The following is a 20105-nucleotide window of genomic DNA, read 5'->3' on the forward strand; positions in this document are numbered from 1 at the left end:
CAGGGGGGCGTGGTAGCCTCAGAGGTCGTTCATGCCCAGGCTTTTAAGTGCACGGTCACTGTCGGCCCAACCGCGTTTTACCTTAACCCACAACTTGAGCATGACCTTACAGTCGAACATGCGTTCCATATCGGCCCGGGCCTCCTGGCCAATACTTCGCAGCCGATCGCCTTTATCACCAATCATGATTTTTTTCTGGCCTTCGCGCTCCACAAGAATCAACGCCGATATATGGAGTGTCTTGCCATCATGCTTGAACTCTTCAATTTCCACAGCAACGGAGTAAGGCAGTTCAGCGCCCAGTTGGCGGGTGATTTTCTCACGCACCATCTCCGAAGCCATAAAACGCTCGCTCCGATCGGTAATCTGATCGTCCGGATAAAAGTGGACGCTTTCTGGCAGGAAACGTGTCACCGCTTTTTCCAGAGGTCCCAGATTGGTTTCCTTTAGCGCAGACATGGGAATAATTTCCGCAAAATTGCGCTTTCTGGATAGCATATCGAGGTGCGGCAACAGGCTTTCCCGCTTCTCAATCCGATCAACTTTATTCACAGCCAGAATAACCGGGCAATCGAGCTTGCTCAGCTTTTCGAGCACCATTTCATCTGCCGTGGTCCACGCAAGTTGATCCACCACAAACACCACAACATCCACGCCAGAAAGCGCAGAAGTTGCTGCTTTGTTCATATAGCGGTTAAGAGCACGAGGCTCTTCCACATGCATCCCTGGCGTATCCACATAAATCGCCTGCACTGGTCCCTCGGTTTTAATACCCAGCACCTTGTGGCGAGTGGTTTGGGGTTTACGGGAAGTAATGCTCAGCTTCTGCCCCAGAATATGGTTTAGCAGCGTCGATTTGCCCACATTGGGACGGCCGACAATAGCGACAAAACCACAACGACTGTCGGGGTTTTCGGGACGAGTAATATCATTCATCAGGGTGTCTCCACGCCAAGTTGCTTCAGCGCGCTACGGGCCGCTTCCTGCTCCGCCACACGGCGACTGTTGCCCACTCCACTGGTTTTCCGATCCAGCGATGGCAACACACAGGACACATGAAATGTCTGTTTATGAGCTTCCCCATCTACCGAAATAACATCGTATCTGGGCAAGGGGAACTGTCGGGACTGCAAATATTCCTGCAAACGGGTTTTCGGGTCTTTCTGGGTATCCTGAAGATCCAGCTTTTGCAGACGCGCCTCAAACCAGCGCAGCACCTGCTCGCGACAGGTGTAAAAATCGCTATCGAGGTAAATGGCACCGATTACCGATTCCACTGCATCTGCAAGAATGGATTCTCGACGAAAGCCCCCGCTTTTCAGCTCACCGGAACCTAGCCGCATATAGCTTCCAAGATCAAACTCTCGCCCAATCTCCGCCAGGGTTACGCCTTTAACCATGCGAGCCCGAAGCCGGCTCAAGTGGCCTTCCCGGGCTTTATCAAAACTCTGAAACAGGTACTCGGCAATCACCATGTTAACAATGGAGTCGCCAAGAAACTCAAGCCGTTCATTGTTCTGGTTTCCGTAACTCCGGTGTGTAAGCGCCAGCATAAGACGCTCTGGCGACTTGAATTGATAACCAATCCGTCGCTGTAGTTGATCGAGGTCTGGTTGCGAACTCACTTACCCCTCATCTCGTAACTGTGCTGAAAGTGAACAACCGTATCAATGTTGCGGAAGATGTTATTGCGGACTTCGTAGTCCACAGCAATCACAACAATCTCACCGTCCTTCTCAACAGAAATGTTTTTGGTATCAAAACCCCGGATGCTGTTCACGCTCAGTCGCTTGTTGATCAGGGTAAGAATTTGAGCCGGCCCCATCTGTGACAGACCTTCCGTGCCATCCAGACTTTGAAGCGCTTCCTGAATGGTGTAGTCATCCATATACGCTGGCCCAACCTTGATCAGCAAGGTAAGCAAACTGCCAAAAAACAGGACCATAATGAGAATGACAAGCGCTGAGGCGCCGCCTTGGCGGCCCATGGCGGACAGATTAATGTGTTTCATTACAACTGGACTCCAGAATAGTCAAAATTACTCAATTCCACCCACACGCTTGAAGGATGGCAGACTGGTGAGGGATTTCCAGTGCATCCAGATCGCGAAAGCTTTGCCCACAATCAACTCGTCGGGAACCGTGCCCCAATAACGGCTATCGTTACTGTTATCGCGATTGTCACCCATCATGAAGTACTCACCTTCGGGGATTTGCCATTCTCCCTCTCCGGCTGCACCCGGGCGCCCCATGGTCAGGAAAATATCATGCTCTACCTTGCCCAGATCTTCGCGGCGCACTTCCACCGGCGGCAAGCGCACAACAAACTCGCTTTCCACCTTTTGGTCGTTGATAAACAACTGCTTGTCGCGATAGCGCACCGTATCCCCGGGCAGGCCAATCACCCGCTTGATGTAGTTGGTTTTGCCGTCTTCGGGATAGCGGAATACCATCACGTCACCCCTTTCTGGCTCCCCTATACTCAATATTTTGGTTCCCGCAACAGGCAAGCGCAGGCCATAGGCGTACTTGTTAACCAGAATAAAATCGCCAACCTCCAGGGTTGGCAACATGGAACCCGAAGGAATCTGAAAGGGCTCCACCAAAAACGACCTGAGGATAAGCACAACCGCCAGTACCGGGAAAAACGAGCGGCTGAGGTCTACCAGGTACGGTTCTTTAGGTAGTTCCTCGCCATCCACGGAGGCAGCCGGGGACGCTGCAAGGCGACGCTTACGCAAAAACAGAATGTCTGCCAGCCAGATCAACCCTGACACCAGAGTCAGAACAACCAGAACCAGAGGAAAATCAATATCCATCAAGATGCCTTCTAATTATCGACTTTCAATACGGCAAGGAACGCTTCCTGAGGTACTTCAACATTACCTACCTGCTTCATGCGTTTTTTACCTTCCTTCTGCTTCTGCAGCAGCTTTTTCTTTCGGCTGACATCGCCGCCGTAACATTTTGCAGTTACGTTTTTCCGTAGCGCCTTAACGCTGACTCTGGATACCACCTGATTACCGATAGCTGCCTGAATGGCTATATCGAACATCTGACGGGGAATCAGTTCTTTCATCTTCTCAATGAGCTGACGCCCCTTATAGTGGGACTGATCTTTGTGAACAATCAGCGCCAGAGCATCTACCCGATCACCATTTATGAGAACATCCAGACGCACCAGATTCGCCGGCTGAAAGCGCACAAAGTGGTAGTCCAGAGAAGCAAAACCACGGCTGGCAGATTTGATGCGATCAAAGAAATCGAGCACTACTTCAGCCATGGGCAGCTCGTATGTCAGCTGCACCTGATTGGTCGTAAAGTGCATATTTTTCTGAACACCACGCTTCTCTTCACAGAGCGCTATAACGTTGCCCAGATGCTCCTGGGGCACCAGAATATTCGCTTCGACGATAGGCTCGCGCATTTCCTCAATCGAGCCGGTATCCGGCAACTTTGAGGGGCTATCCACGGTCAGGGTCTCGCCCTGCTTGGTCAGCACTTCGTATATAACCGTAGGCGCGGTTGTGATCAGGTTAATATCGTATTCACGTTCTAGCCGTTCCTGAATGATCTCCATGTGCAGCATGCCAAGGAAACCACAGCGGAAGCCAAAGCCGAGAGCGTCAGAGCTTTCTGGCTCGTAGAATAGTGAAGCGTCATTCAGGGTGAGCTTCTCCAGTGCATCACGGAAGTCGTTGTAATCATCCGCACTCACCGGGAACAGGCCAGCGTATACTTGAGGCTGAACCTTCTTGAACCCCGGCAGCATTGGAGTTTCTTCAGCAAATTTGTGGTGCACGATGGTGTCGCCAACCGGCGCCCCGTGAATATCCTTGATACCGGCAACCACAAAGCCAACTTCGCCAGCTTCCAGTATGTTGGTGTCGTGGGGTTTGGGTTTGAAAATCCCTACCTTATCGGCATTCCAGGCTTTGCCCGTCGACTTGAGGACAATCTTGTCACCTTTTCTCAAAACGCCCTGAGTTACCCGGACAAGAGAAACAACACCCAGATAGTTGTCGAACCAGGAATCGATAATCAGCGCTTGCAGGGGCGCGGAACGGTCACCCTGCGGTGGCGGAATTTTCTTGATCAGGTCTTCAAGAACATCTTCAACGCCCATCCCACTCTTGGCAGAGCAGCGCACCGCGTCGGTTGCATCGATACCGATAATGTCTTCTATTTCTGCCGCAACCCGCTCCGGCTCCGCCTGAGGCAGGTCCATCTTGTTCAGAACCGGAACGACTTCCAGGCCCTGCTCAATGGCTGTATAGCAGTTAGCGACCGACTGGGCTTCAACGCCCTGCCCCGCATCCACAACCAGCAACGCGCCTTCACAGGCATACAGTGAGCGCGACACTTCGTAGGAAAAATCCACGTGCCCCGGTGTGTCGATAAGGTTCAGTTTATAAATTTCGCCATCCCGGGCGGTATAGTGCAGCGTAACGCTCTGGGCCTTGATGGTGATGCCCCGCTCCCGCTCCAGATCCATGGAGTCCAATACTTGTTCGGCCATTTCCCTTTGGGTCAAACCACCGCATATCTGGATAAAACGGTCAGCAAGGGTAGATTTGCCATGGTCAATGTGGGCAATAATGGAGAAGTTACGGATTCGGCTCAGTTCAGTCACAGACAATGAATACTCATAAAAAGACGAAGGATTGAGCCCGGAGAGGCCATTATCAGGATCCGGGACCGGCGTGATTTTACCGGTAACCGGCCGCTATTGCCATGATCAGGAAATAACCGGCCGTTCATACTGCCGCACAAGGAAACCAATCAAAGCATCCTCATCCAGCGGGTAACTGAACAGATTGCCCTGGCACTGGGTACACCCGGCAGATTTCAGGAAACTCAGCTGCTGCGGTGTTTCCACACCTTCAGCAACCACAGTAAGATGAAGCTTGTGTGCAAGCGCAATAACCGCAGAGGCCACGTCGGTTGCGCTTACATTGTACGGAATATCGCGAATAAAACGGTGATCAATTTTGATAACATCAAGGGGTAACTGCTGCAAGGCAACCAGGGAGCAGGAACCTGCCCCAAAATCATCCAGAATCAGGCACACACCAAGATCATTGAGTGACACCAGCAGCTCACGCACCGCCCGCGAGTCCTCATTCAACAGTTCAACAGGCATTTCGAGCTCAAGCTTCTCAGGGGATACGCCCGTCTCTGTAATCACCTGCCGAACCATATCAAGGAAGCGCGAATCCGTTACCTGCCTCACGGAAAGATTAACCGCCATTTTCAGGTCCTCGAAACCCGCACGCTCCAACGCCTGAACCTGAATACAGGCCTGACGCAAGGCCATCTCACCCAACCTCACAATCAGGCCGGTTTCCTCTGCCAGCCCGATAAACTGCTGCGCAGATACCAAGCCTTTTTCCGGATGATGCCAGCGCAGGAAGGCCTCAACACCAATTACCCGCTCCGTGGACAGGTCTATCTTCGGTTGGTAGTGCAGAACAAATCGTTCTTCTTCAAGTGCACTGGCCAACTCTTCCTGCTGCAACAAGCGGCGGGCGGCCTTTATATTCATAGCGGGGGTGAAGAACTGGTAGGTGTTACGGCCCATTTCTTTGGCGCGGTACATGGCCAAATCCGCAAACTTCATCAGGGTTCCCGGGTCTTCACTGTCATGGGGGATCATAGTCACGCCAATACTGACAGTAATTCCCACCTCATGGTCGTTCAGGCGAATCCGTTGGCACAGCCTGCGCAGAATGGTTTCAGCAACCTTGCCGGCCGCCTCGGCGCCACTGATCTGCGACAACAACACCACAAATTCATCACCACCAAGCCTTGCGACAGAATCCTCTTCTCGCACACAGCCCTCAAGCCAGGTTGCCACCTGACTCAAGAGTTCGTCACCCGCATCATGGCCGAGCGTATCATTGATGCGCTTGAAGCCATCAAGGTCCAGGAACATAAGGGCGGCGGGCTCGCCACTGCGACGGCTTCGTTGCACTACACTATTCAAACGGTCACGAAATAACTGGCGGTTGGCCAGCCCGGTGAGCGGGTCGTAAAATGCCAACCGGTGCAGCTCAGACTGTGCAGCTTTCAGCTGGGTAAGATCACGCAAGCTAAGAACCACACCATCCACGCCCGGCACCGTCAACATTGCAGTGTAAGTGCCTTCCATGTCGCGCCAGTTGTGTTCTGCATCGTAGATACGCGCACGGATAACCGGCATCTGCTTGCCCGGCGCCTTAACTGCGTCTTCAAACCCCTGTTTCAGTTGAGCCCAGTCGTCTTCATGAACAAGGTTTTCCAGTGCAAGCGCCTGTATTTCGCCGGGATTAAACCCGAGAATATCAAAGCTGGAGGGGCTGGCATAAAGCGGCTTGCCTGCTTCGTCCATAACCAGAGTTACGTTGGCGGCGCCCTCTGTAATTGCCCGGTAACGCCCTTCACTGATCTGCGCCATAAGACGGGAACGGATCAACACCAAAGCGACGATGAACAGCAGCAGGCTTATTGCAATGCCGCTGCCCAGCACTATGGACGGGCGCGGATCAGAGGCCAGATAATCGAATGCAGGAGTAGACCGGGTTTGCAGCAGCCACTCGCGCCCACCGTGGCTTACGGTCTGGCTCATGTCGAAACTGAACTGGTCGTCCAGAGAGCCAAGGTTTGAGCCGTACATGAGGTTTTCACGGGCAGCGATGGCATTGTCGTAGATACGAACATCAAGAAACGGCGAGATAAGGCCAACGATGCCATCAAGAAGGTTATTCATACGGAAGGCACTGAACACAAAGCCCGCCAGCATCATGCGTCGCTCAGCGCGTATTTCAGGCACCTCCCCGCCTTGATAAACCGGGTAATACATGAGGAAACTGGCCTGCCCTTCTTCCATTTCCTCCTGAATCAGAACCACCTTGCCCGTTACCGTTGGAATGGCATTGTCGCGGGACTGCTCCATGGCTTTGCGGTGAACCGGGTCACTGAAGGCGTCGTAGCCTAGCGCCCTGCGATTACTGACGGTTCCCGGCTCGAGGTACACCATAGGGTAGTAAAAAGGCCCGACCCCCAAAGGCTTCACCAAATAATTATGAACACCCTCTGCGCGCACCGAAGCAATGTGATCTGCCATATCCCGCACTTCAATGCGTTCAACAAACCCTATGCCCTGAATACCCGGGTAGTAGCGATTTATATCGACATTGTGAACATATTCCTGCCACTGATCACGGGAGACATTGCCTGCAACAGCAAAGAGGCCTGCACTACCGGCCAGAACCTGCTCGTAGTTGATCAGGCGCTCTTCAATTGCAGTTTTCAATTGCAGTGACTGGGTTCGGAATCTGGCTTCTGTACGATCTTCAACCAAGCGGATCGAAAACTGCCAGGACGCAATAGTGACAGCGATCGCCACAAGCAGAAGCAACCAGGCAAGCCAGGCGTTACGGAGTTTCAGAAGTTGCAGGAGGGGGAGATCCTTTCTGTTCATCATAATCTGACCTGGTCCATTCCGTGGCCGTTCTTATTATTACCGCGAAGCAGTATAACAAAAGCCTCCTGACCTGTCGTTTATAACATCAGGCCAGGAGGCTTAACGCCATTATATGCGACCAGTCAGATCAGGGCTTCATTACCAGATAGATTGCTCGCCCCTGACGCACCACTCGAACTGAGACCGCCCGCCCTTCCGGCAAGGTTCTGACAACCTTACGGAAGTCATCAACCGATGACACAGCTTTTCTGTTGATTTCGGTAATCACATCCCGGGCGCGAATACCTGCATTGTAAGCCGGACCTCTGCCAACGCCTGTTACAATAACGCCGCCCGACACACCTATAGAGTCCGCCAGCTCTGATGGTAATGGTTCAACGGTGAGCCCCAGTGGCGCCGCAGATGAATTACTTCCCGAGGGGCTCGCTTGCTGAGCGCCACGCTCGTCCGGTAACTGGCCGATCTCCACATCCAGGGTGATTTCTTTCCCACCGCGAAGAACGGTCAGCCGCGCTGATTCTCCTACCGGGGTGCGCCCCACCCTTGGTGGCAAATCAGACGACAAATGAATATCTTCACCATCGTACTCAAGAACAATATCACCGGACTGCAAACCACCAGCTTCGGCCGGTGAACCTGACATCACCTCTGCAATCAAGGCACCCCTTGGGCGCTTGAGGCCAAACGACTCAGCCAGGTCACGATTAACTTCCTGAATCAACACGCCGAGCCAGCCACGGGATACCACACCGCTATCACGTATCTGACGAAATACACTCATGGCATCATCTATGGGGATGGCAAATGAAACCCCCATAAAGCCGCCCGAACGCGTGTAAATTTGTGAGTTGATACCAATAACCTCACCATCCATATTGAACAGCGGGCCGCCAGAGTTGCCTGGATTAATAGCAACATCTGTTTGAATAAAAGGCACATAGTTTTCTGACGGCAGTGAGCGCCCGAGCGCACTGACAATGCCAGCCGTGACCGTGTAGTCAAAGCCAAACGGTGAGCCTATTGCAAACACCCACTCCCCCACTCTGAGATCCTTGGACCGCCCTGTTTTTACAACGGGCAAGTCATCCCCATTCTCGATCTTTAAAACTGCCATATCCGAGCGGGGATCTGTGCCAACCAGTGTTGCTGGCAACTCACGACGGTCATTGAGCCGGACGATAATCTCATCAGCCCCTTCAACCACGTGATTATTGGTCAGCACGTACCCGTCAGCAGATACAATGAACCCGGACCCCATAGAGCGGCTTGGCTGTGAACCACCCGGCGCACCACCAAACGGCGATTGCGGGCCACGGAAGAACTCCTGAAAAAACTCGGGCAACTGATCGAACTGACGCTCATCAAAAGGCAACCCGTGAAAGCGTGTGCCGCCCGCTGCAGGAGTACTGGTGGTGCTTATATTGACGACTGCGTCTGCATTTTCTTCAACAAGCTCGGTAAAGTCTGGCAAGCTCCGCGCTGCCCCTGACTGACTCCAGACCACCAGCACAAAGGCCAGCAACATCATCAGCACAGAAGCCGGCACCCTCTGAGTGAGTGATGCCGGGGAAAGCCAGGTAACTGCTGGTGTAGTTCTCAGCATATCAGGGTCCCCTGTAAGTCATGTTAGCGAGTCTGTATGTGAAACCGCTCCGGCCGGGATACGGTTAACCCGAAGCAGCCTGGGTTCATAACCACCGGATTTCCGGTGTTGTAATTTCCGGCTTATAAAAAAGCCTGACGCAAGGCCGGCGGCCGCGCCGACCATAGAAACAAAATCATTGCCTCCGGACACCTGATGCCCAACCACACTGGCAACCACCATAAGCAGTAACGGTAGCGCATACACCAGCATCGAGGCTCCCAGGAGTGCACTTTCCTCAATACCGAGCGTCACGTCCTGGCCAACACAGGCATTCACAGAATTAACAACCCGAACCTTATTGGCACGCCCGCCAGTCGCTGAAGCCAGTAACTTCTGCCCACACCCGTTGCGTGCCGAACAGCTTTGGCAGGCACTGATGCGAATGGTCTGAACCCAGGCGTGTTCACCTGAAACAGCTACCACTTTGCCAGTCTCGGTAATCACGGCTTTGCTACACCCAGCACAAACGTCTCATCAATCCGCACTGACTCAGCAACCTGACGCGCAGAGGCGGGAGGCAACTCACCTACCACAGTCACTAAAAACATTTTGTTACCGCTTTCCAACTGACGCATATAAACGGTTGTTGCTCCGATACGCGAGGCCCCTGTAGGCATACTGATCCTGCCGGCAGGTTCAACAAAGACCGAGAATGCTGCCAATCCATCCGAAAATGCAACTGCCTGACCTTTGCCGGACCCTGGCGCAGCAGCCGGTTCAAACCCTTCTGGCCGCCAACCCAGGTGCCACCCATGCATACGCGGCACTTTAGAAACCTCTCCCTCCGAGCCTGAACCACTGAGGGTGCGGGAGATCTCTCGCCCTTTGGAGCGGATCTCAAATTCGCTGTCAGAAATATCTTCGGTGATCTCCAGGCTGGTGAACTGGAAGTGTTCCAGCACTTCACCTTTTGCCGTGCGTACGTGGCTTTTTACCAGAAGTCCTGTCGATTTTTCCAGCCAAAGGCTGTGACTGTATCTGTGTTTATCGTTAGCCGTTAACGCCACAGTTACCACCTCATAACCGGCAACTCGATCCTCACCTTTCAGCTCGGCAGTGTACCACCGGTTTACGGGAATCAGCTGGTTTGTAAAGGCCTCAGCAAAAGGGCCGGAAGGTATGATCTGATCCAGTTGCACCTTACCCTGTTCCGGGAGTACACAGACGACTTTCATATCCCGGCGCACGATTTCACCAGTGCCTCCATCCTGCAAAACCAGCCGTTCCTCCACAATGCCATTGTGATAACGGTGGGCAATCTGCATGGAATGGACGTTGGCACCCCGGGCATACACAAACACACCGCGGTAAGAAGTCATATTGAGGGCGGGCCCCAACTGTTCAAGCCAGTCAGCCGCCGTTTTATCCCCGGCAAATGAGTACGCCGGCATCATCACTGCCAAGACAAGGGCGAGGAGGCTCTGTGCTGTCAGATCAGTTAAACTCAGGCCAAAATAACGGGCTTTGCTCATGGACACCTTCATCACTTGCTATCAATAGCCGCCACTTGCGCTGACAAGGCGGGCATAGCCCACTGAGCCCTGCCCTGCACCTACACTATTGTGCTGGGCGTGCTCCAACAGATAGCGACTCATGTGCTCCCACTGTTTCTCATCAAGCCCCTGCAAGGCAACCTCCTGAACTGGCCCGGCATTGGCGGGCGATTCATTTGCAGATGCTTCCGTGGCAGGAGCAGGAGCAGATGCCAGCGTACCGGAAGAAACCGCATCGGAGTCCCAGCCTGTGCCCGCACCAAAACCAACCAGCAAAGCAGCGGCAACCATGGCCGCGGCTGCTGGCCACTGCCAGAATCGCTGCGGCTCTCGGTGCCGCGCTGCGGCAGGATTTTGCGGCCTGGCACGCCCATCGAGCGCTTCACGCACTGCAGCACTGACATCAACGCCCTCAGCCGGGGAGCGCCCCCGGTGCATCAGATCATGCACACCCTGCCACCGCTGCCACTGGGCGCGAACATCGGCCTGATTTTCATGGGACAACAGACGCCGAACCGACAGTTCATCGGCTTCATCGTCCATCATGGCCGACAGCGTTTCTCTGAGACGATCATCCATAGGATGCACCTTCAATTACGTCACCGAATGATTGAGCATAGGCCCCAAATGCTTGTCAACAGCATCCCTGGCCCGAAAAATACGCGAGCGCACAGTCCCGATAGGGCACTCCAGAATCCCCGCGATGTCTTCATAACTGAGACCGTCATACTCCCGCAACAGGAACGCTGATCGCAACTCCTCTGGCAGATTGGCTATGGCGTTACTCAGCTCTTTCTGCAACTGCTCTCGCTGAAGCAAGCGCTCGGGCGAAGCGATGTCACGCAACCGCCGTCCATCATCAAAGTTCTCGGCTTCCGCTGAGTCAGCGCTGCCCTGAGGCCTTCGATTACGAGATTCAAGATGGTTTTTCGCGGTGTTCACCGCAATACGATACAGCCAGGTATAAAAAGCACTGTCGCCACGGAAACGGTCAATGGCACGGTAGGCCTTGATGAACGCCTCTTGGGTAAGGTCCATGACCTCTTGGCTGTCGTATACATAACGGCTGATGATAGAAGCCACCCTCGACTGGTATTTAACTACCAACAAGTCAAAGGCTGCACGATCCCCGCCCCGAACTTTGCGAACAAGTTGCAAATCGGTCTGGCGATCTGACGGCTCAGCCTGTTTTTGATCATTTTGGGCCATGGTCGATGTGCCGGTACGCTCCGGTTTCATGGCCAGTATTTCGGCCGATACGAGTTTCTGGTGATTCATACGCTCTATCCGGCGCCCGTTTCAAGAAAAGGACAACCCTGCCTGCTAAGCCTGTTATCCGTTAGGCCAAATAGACAGCAAGCGTAAAGTTTAGTTCAATACACGTCTACATTATGGCCCGCGACAACGACCCGATGCCACAGTCCCACGAATACGATGTTCTTATTATTGGCAGCGGCGCTGCCGGCCTGACCGTTGCCTTAAATCTGCCGGAACACCTGAAGGTGTGTGTTGTGAGCAAGGCAGACATCAGCAGCGGCGCCACCCTCTGGGCCCAGGGCGGCATTGCCGCCGTTCTGGACGACCAGGACTGTACCGAAAACCATGTGCAGGACACACTCGTGGCCGGCGGGGGTCTTTGTAACGAAGATGCCGTGCGCTTTACGGTTGATAACAGCAAAGAAAGCATAGATTGGCTTATTGGCACCGGGGTTGATTTCACACGGGATACAGACGCCCAACTCCACCTCACCCGGGAAGGCGGGCATAGCCACAGGCGCATAATCCATGCTGCCGATGCCACTGGGTACGCGGTATCGACAACTTTGACCTCCCAGGCACAGGCCCGATCCAACATTGAGCTGAAGTCCGGACGTGTTGCGGTAGATCTGATTACCAATCGCAAGCTGGCCCTACCCGGTAACCGCTGTGTTGGCGTCTACATACTGAACCTTGAAGACAACCACGTGGAACTGTTCCGGGCGCGCTTCACGGTGATCGCAACCGGCGGCGCATCCAAGGCGTACCGATACACCACCAACCCTGACGGCGCCTCCGGGGATGGCATTGCCATGGCCTGGCGTGCAGGCTGTCGTGTCGCGAACATGGAGTTTAACCAGTTCCACCCGACCTGCCTGTACCATCCTCACGCCAAGTCATTCCTGATTACCGAAGCCGTGAGAGGCGAAGGTGGATTACTGAAACTGCCTGACGGCTCCCGCTTTATGGATCGCTTCGACAAGCGTGGAGAGCTGGCGCCCCGAGACATAGTGGCCCGCGCCATTGACCATGAAATGAAGCGACTGGGTGCCGACCACCTGTATCTCGACATAAGCCACAAGCCTGACGACTTCATCCGGCATCACTTCCCGACTATCTACGAGAAGTGCCTTGAATTTGGTATCGACATCACACGCGATCCAATCCCAGTGGTGCCAGCAGCACATTACACCTGTGGCGGTATTGTCAGTGATGTGCGGGCAAGAACCGATATCAACCAGCTTTATGTGGTGGGTGAAGCCGGGTTTACCGGACTTCATGGCGCCAACCGTATGGCCAGTAACTCGTTGCTGGAATGTCTGGTCTATGGGCGAGCTGCCGCAGCCGATATTGCGCGCAGGGAGGCAGATATTCCGCCCCCACCGGACGCCCCGGCATGGGACGAAAGCCAGGTACGCGATTCCGACGAAGACGTTGTTATCTCCCACAACTGGGACGAACTGCGGCACTTCATGTGGGACTACGTTGGCATTGTGCGCACCAGCAAACGCCTGCAGCGGGCAAAACACCGGGTTGATCTTCTTTCTGCAGAAATCAGCGAGTTCTACAGCAACTACCGGGTAACCAACGACCTTCTGGAATTGAGGAACCTGGTAACCGTGTCCGATCTGATTATCTGCTCAGCGTTGCAACGCAAAGAGAGCCGAGGCCTGCACTACACGCTGGATTACCCGGGACTACTACACGAAGCCCGTGATACCGTACTCGTACCAACCACTTACAGAACCCCTTCGCCGTAAGGGCAGCGACCAAGAGAGCAATTATGCAAGACACCCAAGCAGAAAACCCGGATTTCAAACGTCTCTGGTGGCATAGCCGCCGTGGCATGCTGGAACTGGATGTCCTGCTTATCCCGTTCCTGGAAGAAGCCTACCTTGGCCTGGACGCGGAAGACCAGGAGCGCTACAAAAAGCTCCTGAGCTGCGAAGACGCGGACATGTTTGAGTGGTTTATGCAACGCAGCCGCCCAGATGACGCAGATCTGCAGCGTATCGTTGACATCATTCTCGCCCGTGTCCAGCCGGATTGACCTGACGCTGTCACCCAGTGTGGCGGTTGGTTGCCTGGCCGCCACGCCATGGCTAACAGCCAGCGCTTTCGTACTCATTGCCGCTGCTGCCGGTAAAAGCTGGCTGTACGCGCTAGCGCCACTTACCCTTGCGGGTGCCCTCTTCCAATACCGACTCAACGGGCTGCTTATTGGTCCTTCTGCAGTTCTCGGGTTGTACCTGGAAAAAAACACGCTCTACGCACGACTCGGCAACGGGCAAACCGCAGCTGTTAGCGCCTGCCGTTCTAGCCGCCTGAACTCCCGGATGGCGCTCTTGAAACTGCACGCTGTCGCCTCCAGATCTACTTCATATCCGGTTGTGATACTCTCGGGCCAACGGGTTTCCGGTAATCTGCCCGAAGAACAATTTCGTCGCCTGAGACTGTGGCTCAGACTGGGCCGCACTCAACAATCCTTTGATTAGCATTCTGCCCGGAGTTTTTCCATGACTGGTACAGAAACACCTGTTTCAGCCACGCCTGTTTATGCTTCTGCCGAACGCCCACTTCCAACGTCGGGCCACATCCAGCTGACCAACCGAGTCCTGGTTCGCATCTCCGGTCCAGGCACTGACAAGTTCTTGCAGGGCCAGTTAAGCCAGAACCTTGATGACGTCAAAACCGGTACTTCACCCCGCGCTGCAGGCGCCACACCCAAGGGCCGGGCATACTGCCTGACCCGTCTGGTGCGCGATGGTGATGACGTGCTCATGGACCTGCCTTCCGAGCTGGCAGAAGCAATCATGACTCACCTGAAAAAATACATGATGCTGTTTCGTGGAACCACCATGACCGCGCTCACTGACGGAAGGATCATCGGGCTACTGGGCATTGAGGCAGCATCAGGCCTTGCAAGAGATGAGCTGAACAGCCTTGAGACTGCCGGGGATACCCTTATGCTGGATTGTGGGTTTCTGATTCGCACAGAAAACACAGCAGACGGCCTACCTCGTTTTGAACTGTGGCAAGCCAGTGCAAGTGATGTGCAACTGGGCGACATTCCTGAAAAAAACCTCTCTGACTGGCAAGCCTCGGAGATTGCAGCAGGCGTGCCCATGCTGAGCAAGGCCTCCAGCGACGCCTACGTGCCGCAGATGCTTAACTGGCAGCATCTGGGTGGCGTGCATTTCAAGAAAGGCTGTTATACCGGCCAGGAAATTATCGCCAGAATGCACTTTCTCGGACAACTTAAAAAAAGCCTGTTCCGCTTTCGTATTGCGGATGCCAACTCGCTACCTGTGCCGGGAGCCTCAATCATGGCGGGCGATCGGTCAGTAGGGGAAATCGTCAACGCAGTGGGCTTCACTGACGGCTCTTGCGAACTACTTGCCGTTATTCGGCATGACGCCGCTAACGCAGTCCTGTTAGCAGAAGGTTTGCCACAGGCAGTGCTGGAGCAGCAGCCACTGCCCTACTCGGTTACCGAGCGTGAGGGAAGTGAACCAAAGGATACATAAGTTGACAGGCAAGGCTGTCAGAATTTGCTATAAATAGGGACTATACTTCTGGCCTTCAGATTGCTCATCTCACAGGATAATGGGCGACCTGAACTGACAAGCGGATCCATACGAAATCATGTCGAACATTGCCGAAACCATCAAAGCGGATCTTATAACCGCGATCGAAGAAGACAAACTCCTACTCCCAACATTACCGGAAGCCGCACTTCAGGTAAGGGATATTGCCGAGTCTGAAGACTCCGCCATCGCAGATCTGGTAAAGGTCATCAGCAACGACACTGCTCTGTCTGCACGCATCATCCGTGTGTGTAACAGCCCTCTCTTCCGAGGCAATCGTGCTATAGAGAACCTGAACATGGCTGTTAGCCGTCTGGGCATGGCTTACACCAGCAGCCTGGCCATGGGCTTGGCGATGCAGCAAATGTTTCAGGCAACCTCAGAGATGATCGACAAGCGCTTGCGCGCAACCTGGCAAGCGAGTACCGAAGTAGCAGGCATTTGCCACGTACTGGCCCAGCACTACACCAAACTGAAACCGGATCAGGCAACGTTGGCAGGCCTGGTTCACCTGATTGGCGTGTTACCTATCTTGCGTTACGTGGAAGATGAAGACATACAAATCAGCGGCGCCATGCTCGACAGCGTTATTGAAGAACTGCACCCCAGAATCGGCACTGCCATCCTGAAAAAGTGGGACTTCCCCAAGGACCTGTTGAACGTTCCTCTGGAATTCGCCAAATTCAAGAGGGAGGTCCCCTCAGCCGACTACGCCGATCTGGTTATGATCGCTAACTTGCAGCTGATTTCAGGGACAGAGCACCCTTGGGCACAGATGGACTGGACTGCCATTTCAGCATTTGACCGCCTCGGCCTTGACCCGAACATTGATATGAACGAAGAAGAAGATCTTAACGCTCAGATGGAAGCCGCAATGGCGCTGCTTCAATAATCGGCATCCAGATCTGCTTTCGAAGGTAGCGCCCAACATACTGGCGCATGTCCTTGCTCCCGGAGCCATTCATTGGCCCGGGAGAAATGCTTGCAACCAAAAAATCCACGATACGAACTGAGTGGTGACGGGTGCGGCCCTTCAAGCACCAAATGCCGACTACGATCAATGTGCCGCCCTTTCTTTCTGGCATAGTTACCCCAGAGCAAAAACACGACCCCATCGCCCTTACGATTCACCGTTTCGATCACACGATCAGTAAACGTCTCCCAACCTTTGCCTTGATGGGCGCCTGCCTGGCCTTGCACGACTGTGAGCACGCTGTTCAGCAGCAATACGCCCTGTTCTGCCCATGGCTGCAGACAGCCGTGATCAGGCGGAGCAATGCCCAAATCACTCTCGATTTCCTTAAAAATGTTAACAAGTGAGGGCGGCGGCGGAACGTCTGGCCTTACAGAAAAGCACAGGCCGTGCGCCTGGCCGGGGCCGTGGTAGGGATCTTGCCCAAGAATCACAACACGCACATTACCCAGAGGCGTGCTGTTAAGGGCATTAAAACAGTGTTTGCTGTCCGGGAAGAGGACCTTTCCGGCACTTTCTTCTTCGGCGAGAAATTCTGCCAGCGCCTTCATGTAGGGCTGGCAGAATTCGCCTGAGAGATGTTCTTTCCAGCCCCGGTCGGGCCTGAGAGTGTTTGCCAGTGCCTCAACCGGGTGCATGATTACTCCTCGTCTTTCGAGTTCTCGGCCTTGTGCTCAGGGCGCATGGCCGGGAACAGGATTACGTCGCGAATGGACGGCGAGTTGGTCAGCAGCATGGCCAGGCGGTCAATGCCAATGCCCTCGCCCGCTGTTGGCGGCAGGCCGTACTCCAGTGCCATCACGTAATCTTCATCGTAGAACATGGCTTCGTCGTCGCCGGCATCTTTCTCGGCAACCTGCGCCCTGAAGCGCTCAGCCTGGTCTTCCGCATCGTTAAGCTCGGAGAAACCATTGGCAATTTCACGACCACCCACAAAGAACTCGAAGCGCTCGGTCACAAACGGATTACTATCCTTGCTGCGGGCCAGCGGCGACACTTCCTTCGGGTACTCGGTAATGAACGTTGGTTGCATCAGGCGGTGCTCTGCCGTTGCTTCAAAAATTTCGATTTGAATCCTGCCCAGGCCCCAGCCGGATTTCACATGGATGCCCAGATCTTTTGCCACCTGACGAGCAGACGTCTCATCCGCCAACTGCTCGGCAGTTACATCAGGCGCATAACGCAGGATTGCATCAACTACGGTCAGACGCTCAAAGGACTTACCAAAATCGTATTCGATACGCTCTTCGGTGCCGTCGGCCAACATGCGTGTATTCACGACGGTGGTGGTACCCAAAACATTCTGCGCGATTGTGCGCAGCATGTCCTCGGTAAGATCCATCAGATCGTTGTAATCCGCATACGCCTGATAGAACTCGACCATGGTAAATTCGGGGTTATGGCGGGTAGAAAGCCCTTCGTTCCGAAAGTTTCGGTTGATCTCGAACACCCGCTCAAATCCGCCTACAACCAGGCGTTTAAGGTACAGCTCCGGCGCAATGCGCAGATACATATCCATACCCAGTGCGTTGTGATGGGTAACGAACGGGCGCGCAGTTGCCCCACCGGGAATCACCTGCAGCATGGGCGTTTCAACTTCAATGAAATCCCGATCTGCGAAAAACTGGCGCATGGAAGTGATGATTTTCGAGCGCGCCAGGAACACCCGGCGACTGTCTTCGTTAACCATCAAATCCACATAACGGTGGCGGTAGCGTGATTCAGTATCGGTCAGCCCTTTATGTTTCTCGGGCAGCGGACGCAGAGACTTGGTGAGCAATACATACTCATCCATAGCCACATAGAGATCGCCTTTACCTGATTTACACAAGGTTCCCCGCACACCGACAATATCCCCCAGGTCCCAATGCTTGGTGTCTTTCTGCACATCCTTGGTGGCGTAGATCTGGATACGACCAGTCATGTCCTGAACCACCTTGAATGCCTTGCGGTCCAGCATCATGCGGCCTGCAATCGCAACCTTGATATCCAGTGACTCAAGCTCTTCCTTGCCATGATCACCGTATTTAGCCTGCAACTCAGCAGCGGTGGCATCACGACGGAAGTCGTTAGGGAACGGATTGCCACTTTCACGCAGTTCGGCCAACTTGGCGCGACGCTCAGCAATCAGCTTGTTGTCCTCTTGGGGTGCATTCTTGGCGTGTTCAGTCATGTTGGCTCACTAGAAAATCAGGGGTGTCCGGAGTTGGCTTGGCAATGGCGCTGATTACAGCGCCATCTTCAGGCTGGCTTCAATGAACTTATCAATATCACCATCCAACACCGACTGGGTGTTGCTGGTTTCAATTTTGGTACGCAAATCCTTGATGCGGCCGTCGTCCAGCACGTAGGAACGAATCTGGCTGCCCCATCCAATATCGGATTTGGCATCTTCAGCTTTCTGTTTCTCAGCGTTACGCGCCTGCATCTCATGCTCATACAGCTTGGCTTTGAGCTGTTTCATCGCCTGATCTTTGTTCTGATGCTGGCTTCGGCCGGCCTGACAGGCAACAACAATACCGGTCGGGTTGTGGGTCAAACGTACCGCAGATTCTGTGCGGTTAACGTGCTGACCACCTGCACCAGAGGCACGGTAAACATCTACCCGCAGATCTGCCGGGTTGATCTCAATCTCGAAACTGTCATCCACTTCGGGGGTAACAACCACCGATGAAAACGATGTATGGCGACGGTTACCAGAGTCAAAAGGCGACTTGCGAACCAGGCGGTGAACACCGGTTTCTGTTCGGGCCCAACCAAAGGCATACTCACCTTGAATATGAACCGTGGCACTCTTCACGCCCGCTACTTCACCTTCCTGAAGCTCCACAATTTCTGTCTTGAACCCCCGGCTCTCAGCCCAGCGCAGGTACATGCGCAGAAGCATATTAGCCCAGTCCTGAGCCTCAGTTCCGCCCGACCCTGCCTGAATTTCCAGATAGGCGTTGTTTGGGTCCATCTCACCGGAAAACATCCGGCGGAATTCAAGCTTCTCAAGCTCGGCTTCCAGAGCTTCAAGATCCGACACAATCTCATCGACCGTGTCGGCATCATCTTCCTCAACAGCCATTTCCAGCAGGCCTTCTGCATCAGAAAGGCCGGATGTGAGGTTATCGATGGTGCTAACAATCAAATCAAGATCAGAACGCTCCTTGCCCAACGCCTGGGCGCGCTCAGGATCATCCCACACCGTGGGCATTTCCAATTCACGTTCTACTTCGACCAGCCGCTCACTACGCTGATCGTAGTCAAAGATACCCCCTGAGCGTCTCAGTACGCTCACGAAGCTCTTTAATCTTCGTCACAATGGGATTAACTTCCATAAGACCAATACTCAATGTTGGAAAATGATGCGTAAAACAGACGCGGGATTCTACCGGAATTCCAGCGGTAAATCAGCCGTTGCCTATACTCTGGTGGCTGCGCTGATCAGGAACGGCTTGCCGGGAGGCGCTGTTAATACGTCCCTGTACGCTTGACGAAAACATCCATGTTTTCGACACTCCCGGCAAGCCGTTCCCGACCAGCGCCCGTTGTTTGGAGTAAGTCTGCTGCAAATACAGCCTCAACCCTACTAGTTAGTCGATTAAATTCGCCCAACCTGAGCAAGCAACCGAGATATCTTTAAAGTCTGATCGGTCAGGGGGCGGGTACGCTTTTCTGCCGGAAAAAGATGTCTGAGCGCA

19 protein-coding genes are annotated in these 20105 nt (G+C 53.9%); 5 read left to right on the forward strand and 14 right to left on the reverse strand.

The genetic code is table 11. The annotated features are described in order from the left end of the window. Positions 1-18 precede the first annotated feature (18 nt). The 11 genes from era to rpoE form a co-directional block, all read right to left on the reverse strand. Positions 19-936 (reverse strand): GTPase Era, encoded by a 918-nt coding sequence (gene era / locus FFI61_RS09925; protein ID WP_200370136.1) that lies wholly within the window; start codon positions 934-936, stop codon positions 19-21. Further along, entirely contained in the window at positions 936-1625 is a 690-nt protein-coding gene (rnc, locus tag FFI61_RS09930) for a ribonuclease III (RefSeq protein ID WP_200201898.1), read from the reverse strand. Before rnc ends, era begins: the two co-directional genes overlap by 1 nt. Then, positions 1622-2011, reverse strand: coding sequence for a DUF4845 domain-containing protein (locus FFI61_RS09935; protein ID WP_200201899.1), 390 nt, complete (start codon positions 2009-2011; stop codon positions 1622-1624). Before FFI61_RS09935 ends, rnc begins: the two co-directional genes overlap by 4 nt. Before the next feature lie 27 nt (positions 2012-2038). Next, on the reverse strand, positions 2039-2818 hold the full coding sequence (lepB, locus tag FFI61_RS09940; protein WP_200370137.1) for a signal peptidase I: 780 nt from the start codon (positions 2816-2818) through the stop codon (positions 2039-2041). 11 nt (positions 2819-2829) lie between these two features. After that, the gene (gene lepA, locus FFI61_RS09945; RefSeq protein ID WP_200201901.1) at positions 2830-4632 is read right to left on the reverse strand and encodes a translation elongation factor 4; all 1803 of its coding nucleotides are present in this window, start codon (positions 4630-4632) and stop codon (positions 2830-2832) included. Positions 4633-4737: 105 nt separating this feature from the next. Next, positions 4738-7464 carry an EAL domain-containing protein gene (locus tag FFI61_RS09950; RefSeq protein WP_200370138.1) on the reverse strand — a complete coding sequence of 909 codons (2727 nt, stop codon included), beginning with the start codon at positions 7462-7464 and terminating at the stop codon, positions 4738-4740. 127 nt (positions 7465-7591) lie between these two features. Continuing rightward, positions 7592-8992, reverse strand: coding sequence for a DegQ family serine endoprotease (locus FFI61_RS09955; protein ID WP_265092124.1), 1401 nt, complete (start codon positions 8990-8992; stop codon positions 7592-7594). A 93-nt stretch (positions 8993-9085) separates the two neighbouring features. After that, complete coding sequence (locus tag FFI61_RS09960) at positions 9086-9553, reverse strand: SoxR reducing system RseC family protein (protein WP_200370140.1); 468 nt, start codon at positions 9551-9553, stop codon at positions 9086-9088. Beyond that, positions 9550-10581, reverse strand: coding sequence for a MucB/RseB C-terminal domain-containing protein (locus FFI61_RS09965; protein WP_200201905.1), 1032 nt, complete (start codon positions 10579-10581; stop codon positions 9550-9552). Before FFI61_RS09965 ends, FFI61_RS09960 begins: the two co-directional genes overlap by 4 nt. 21 nt (positions 10582-10602) lie before the next feature. Next, the gene (locus FFI61_RS09970; RefSeq protein WP_200370141.1) at positions 10603-11181 is read right to left on the reverse strand and encodes a sigma-E factor negative regulatory protein; all 579 of its coding nucleotides are present in this window, start codon (positions 11179-11181) and stop codon (positions 10603-10605) included. A 15-nt stretch (positions 11182-11196) separates the two neighbouring features. After that, entirely contained in the window at positions 11197-11811 is a 615-nt protein-coding gene (rpoE, locus tag FFI61_RS09975) for an RNA polymerase sigma factor RpoE (protein ID WP_227714839.1), read from the reverse strand. Positions 11812-12014: 203 nt separating this feature from the next. Here rpoE and nadB point away from each other — a divergent pair, with 203 nt between their 5' ends. The 5 genes from nadB (at position 12015) to FFI61_RS10000 (ending at position 16338) form a co-directional block, all read left to right on the forward strand. Then, entirely contained in the window at positions 12015-13619 is a 1605-nt protein-coding gene (nadB, locus tag FFI61_RS09980) for an L-aspartate oxidase (protein WP_200370350.1), read from the forward strand. A 23-nt stretch (positions 13620-13642) separates the two neighbouring features. Beyond that, complete coding sequence (locus FFI61_RS09985; RefSeq protein WP_200201908.1) at positions 13643-13909, forward strand: succinate dehydrogenase assembly factor 2; 267 nt, start codon at positions 13643-13645, stop codon at positions 13907-13909. Beyond that, on the forward strand, positions 13875-14354 hold the full coding sequence (locus tag FFI61_RS09990) for a hypothetical protein (RefSeq protein WP_227714808.1): 480 nt from the start codon (positions 13875-13877) through the stop codon (positions 14352-14354). Before FFI61_RS09985 ends, FFI61_RS09990 begins: the two co-directional genes overlap by 35 nt. A 21-nt stretch (positions 14355-14375) precedes the next feature. Next, on the forward strand, positions 14376-15386 hold the full coding sequence (locus tag FFI61_RS09995; protein WP_200370142.1) for a YgfZ/GcvT domain-containing protein: 1011 nt from the start codon (positions 14376-14378) through the stop codon (positions 15384-15386). A gap of 118 nt (positions 15387-15504) precedes the next feature. Then, positions 15505-16338 (forward strand): HDOD domain-containing protein, encoded by an 834-nt coding sequence (locus FFI61_RS10000; RefSeq protein ID WP_200201910.1) that lies wholly within the window; start codon positions 15505-15507, stop codon positions 16336-16338. Here FFI61_RS10000 and ung read toward each other — a convergent pair. The 3 genes from ung to prfB form a co-directional block, all read right to left on the reverse strand. Beyond that, positions 16332-17057 (reverse strand): uracil-DNA glycosylase, encoded by a 726-nt coding sequence (ung, locus tag FFI61_RS10005; protein WP_200201911.1) that lies wholly within the window; start codon positions 17055-17057, stop codon positions 16332-16334. The genes FFI61_RS10000 and ung overlap by 7 nt on opposite strands. 2 nt (positions 17058-17059) lie before the next feature. Next, positions 17060-18592, reverse strand: coding sequence for a lysine--tRNA ligase (lysS, locus tag FFI61_RS10010; RefSeq protein ID WP_200201912.1), 1533 nt, complete (start codon positions 18590-18592; stop codon positions 17060-17062). Between the two features lie 54 nt (positions 18593-18646). Beyond that, positions 18647-19742 (reverse strand): peptide chain release factor 2 gene (gene prfB, locus FFI61_RS10015; RefSeq protein WP_200201913.1). Its coding sequence is split into 2 segments (ribosomal slippage): positions 18647-19669 and positions 19671-19742, totalling 1095 coding nucleotides; the frame shifts between segments, so codons are not numbered across the junction. Positions 19743-20105: the final 363 nt, after the last annotated feature.

Origin of the sequence: Marinobacter sp. DY40_1A1 (assembly GCF_016597815.1) — a bacterium.
GTDB classification, from domain to species: Bacteria; Pseudomonadota; Gammaproteobacteria; order Pseudomonadales; family Oleiphilaceae; genus Marinobacter; species Marinobacter xiaoshiensis.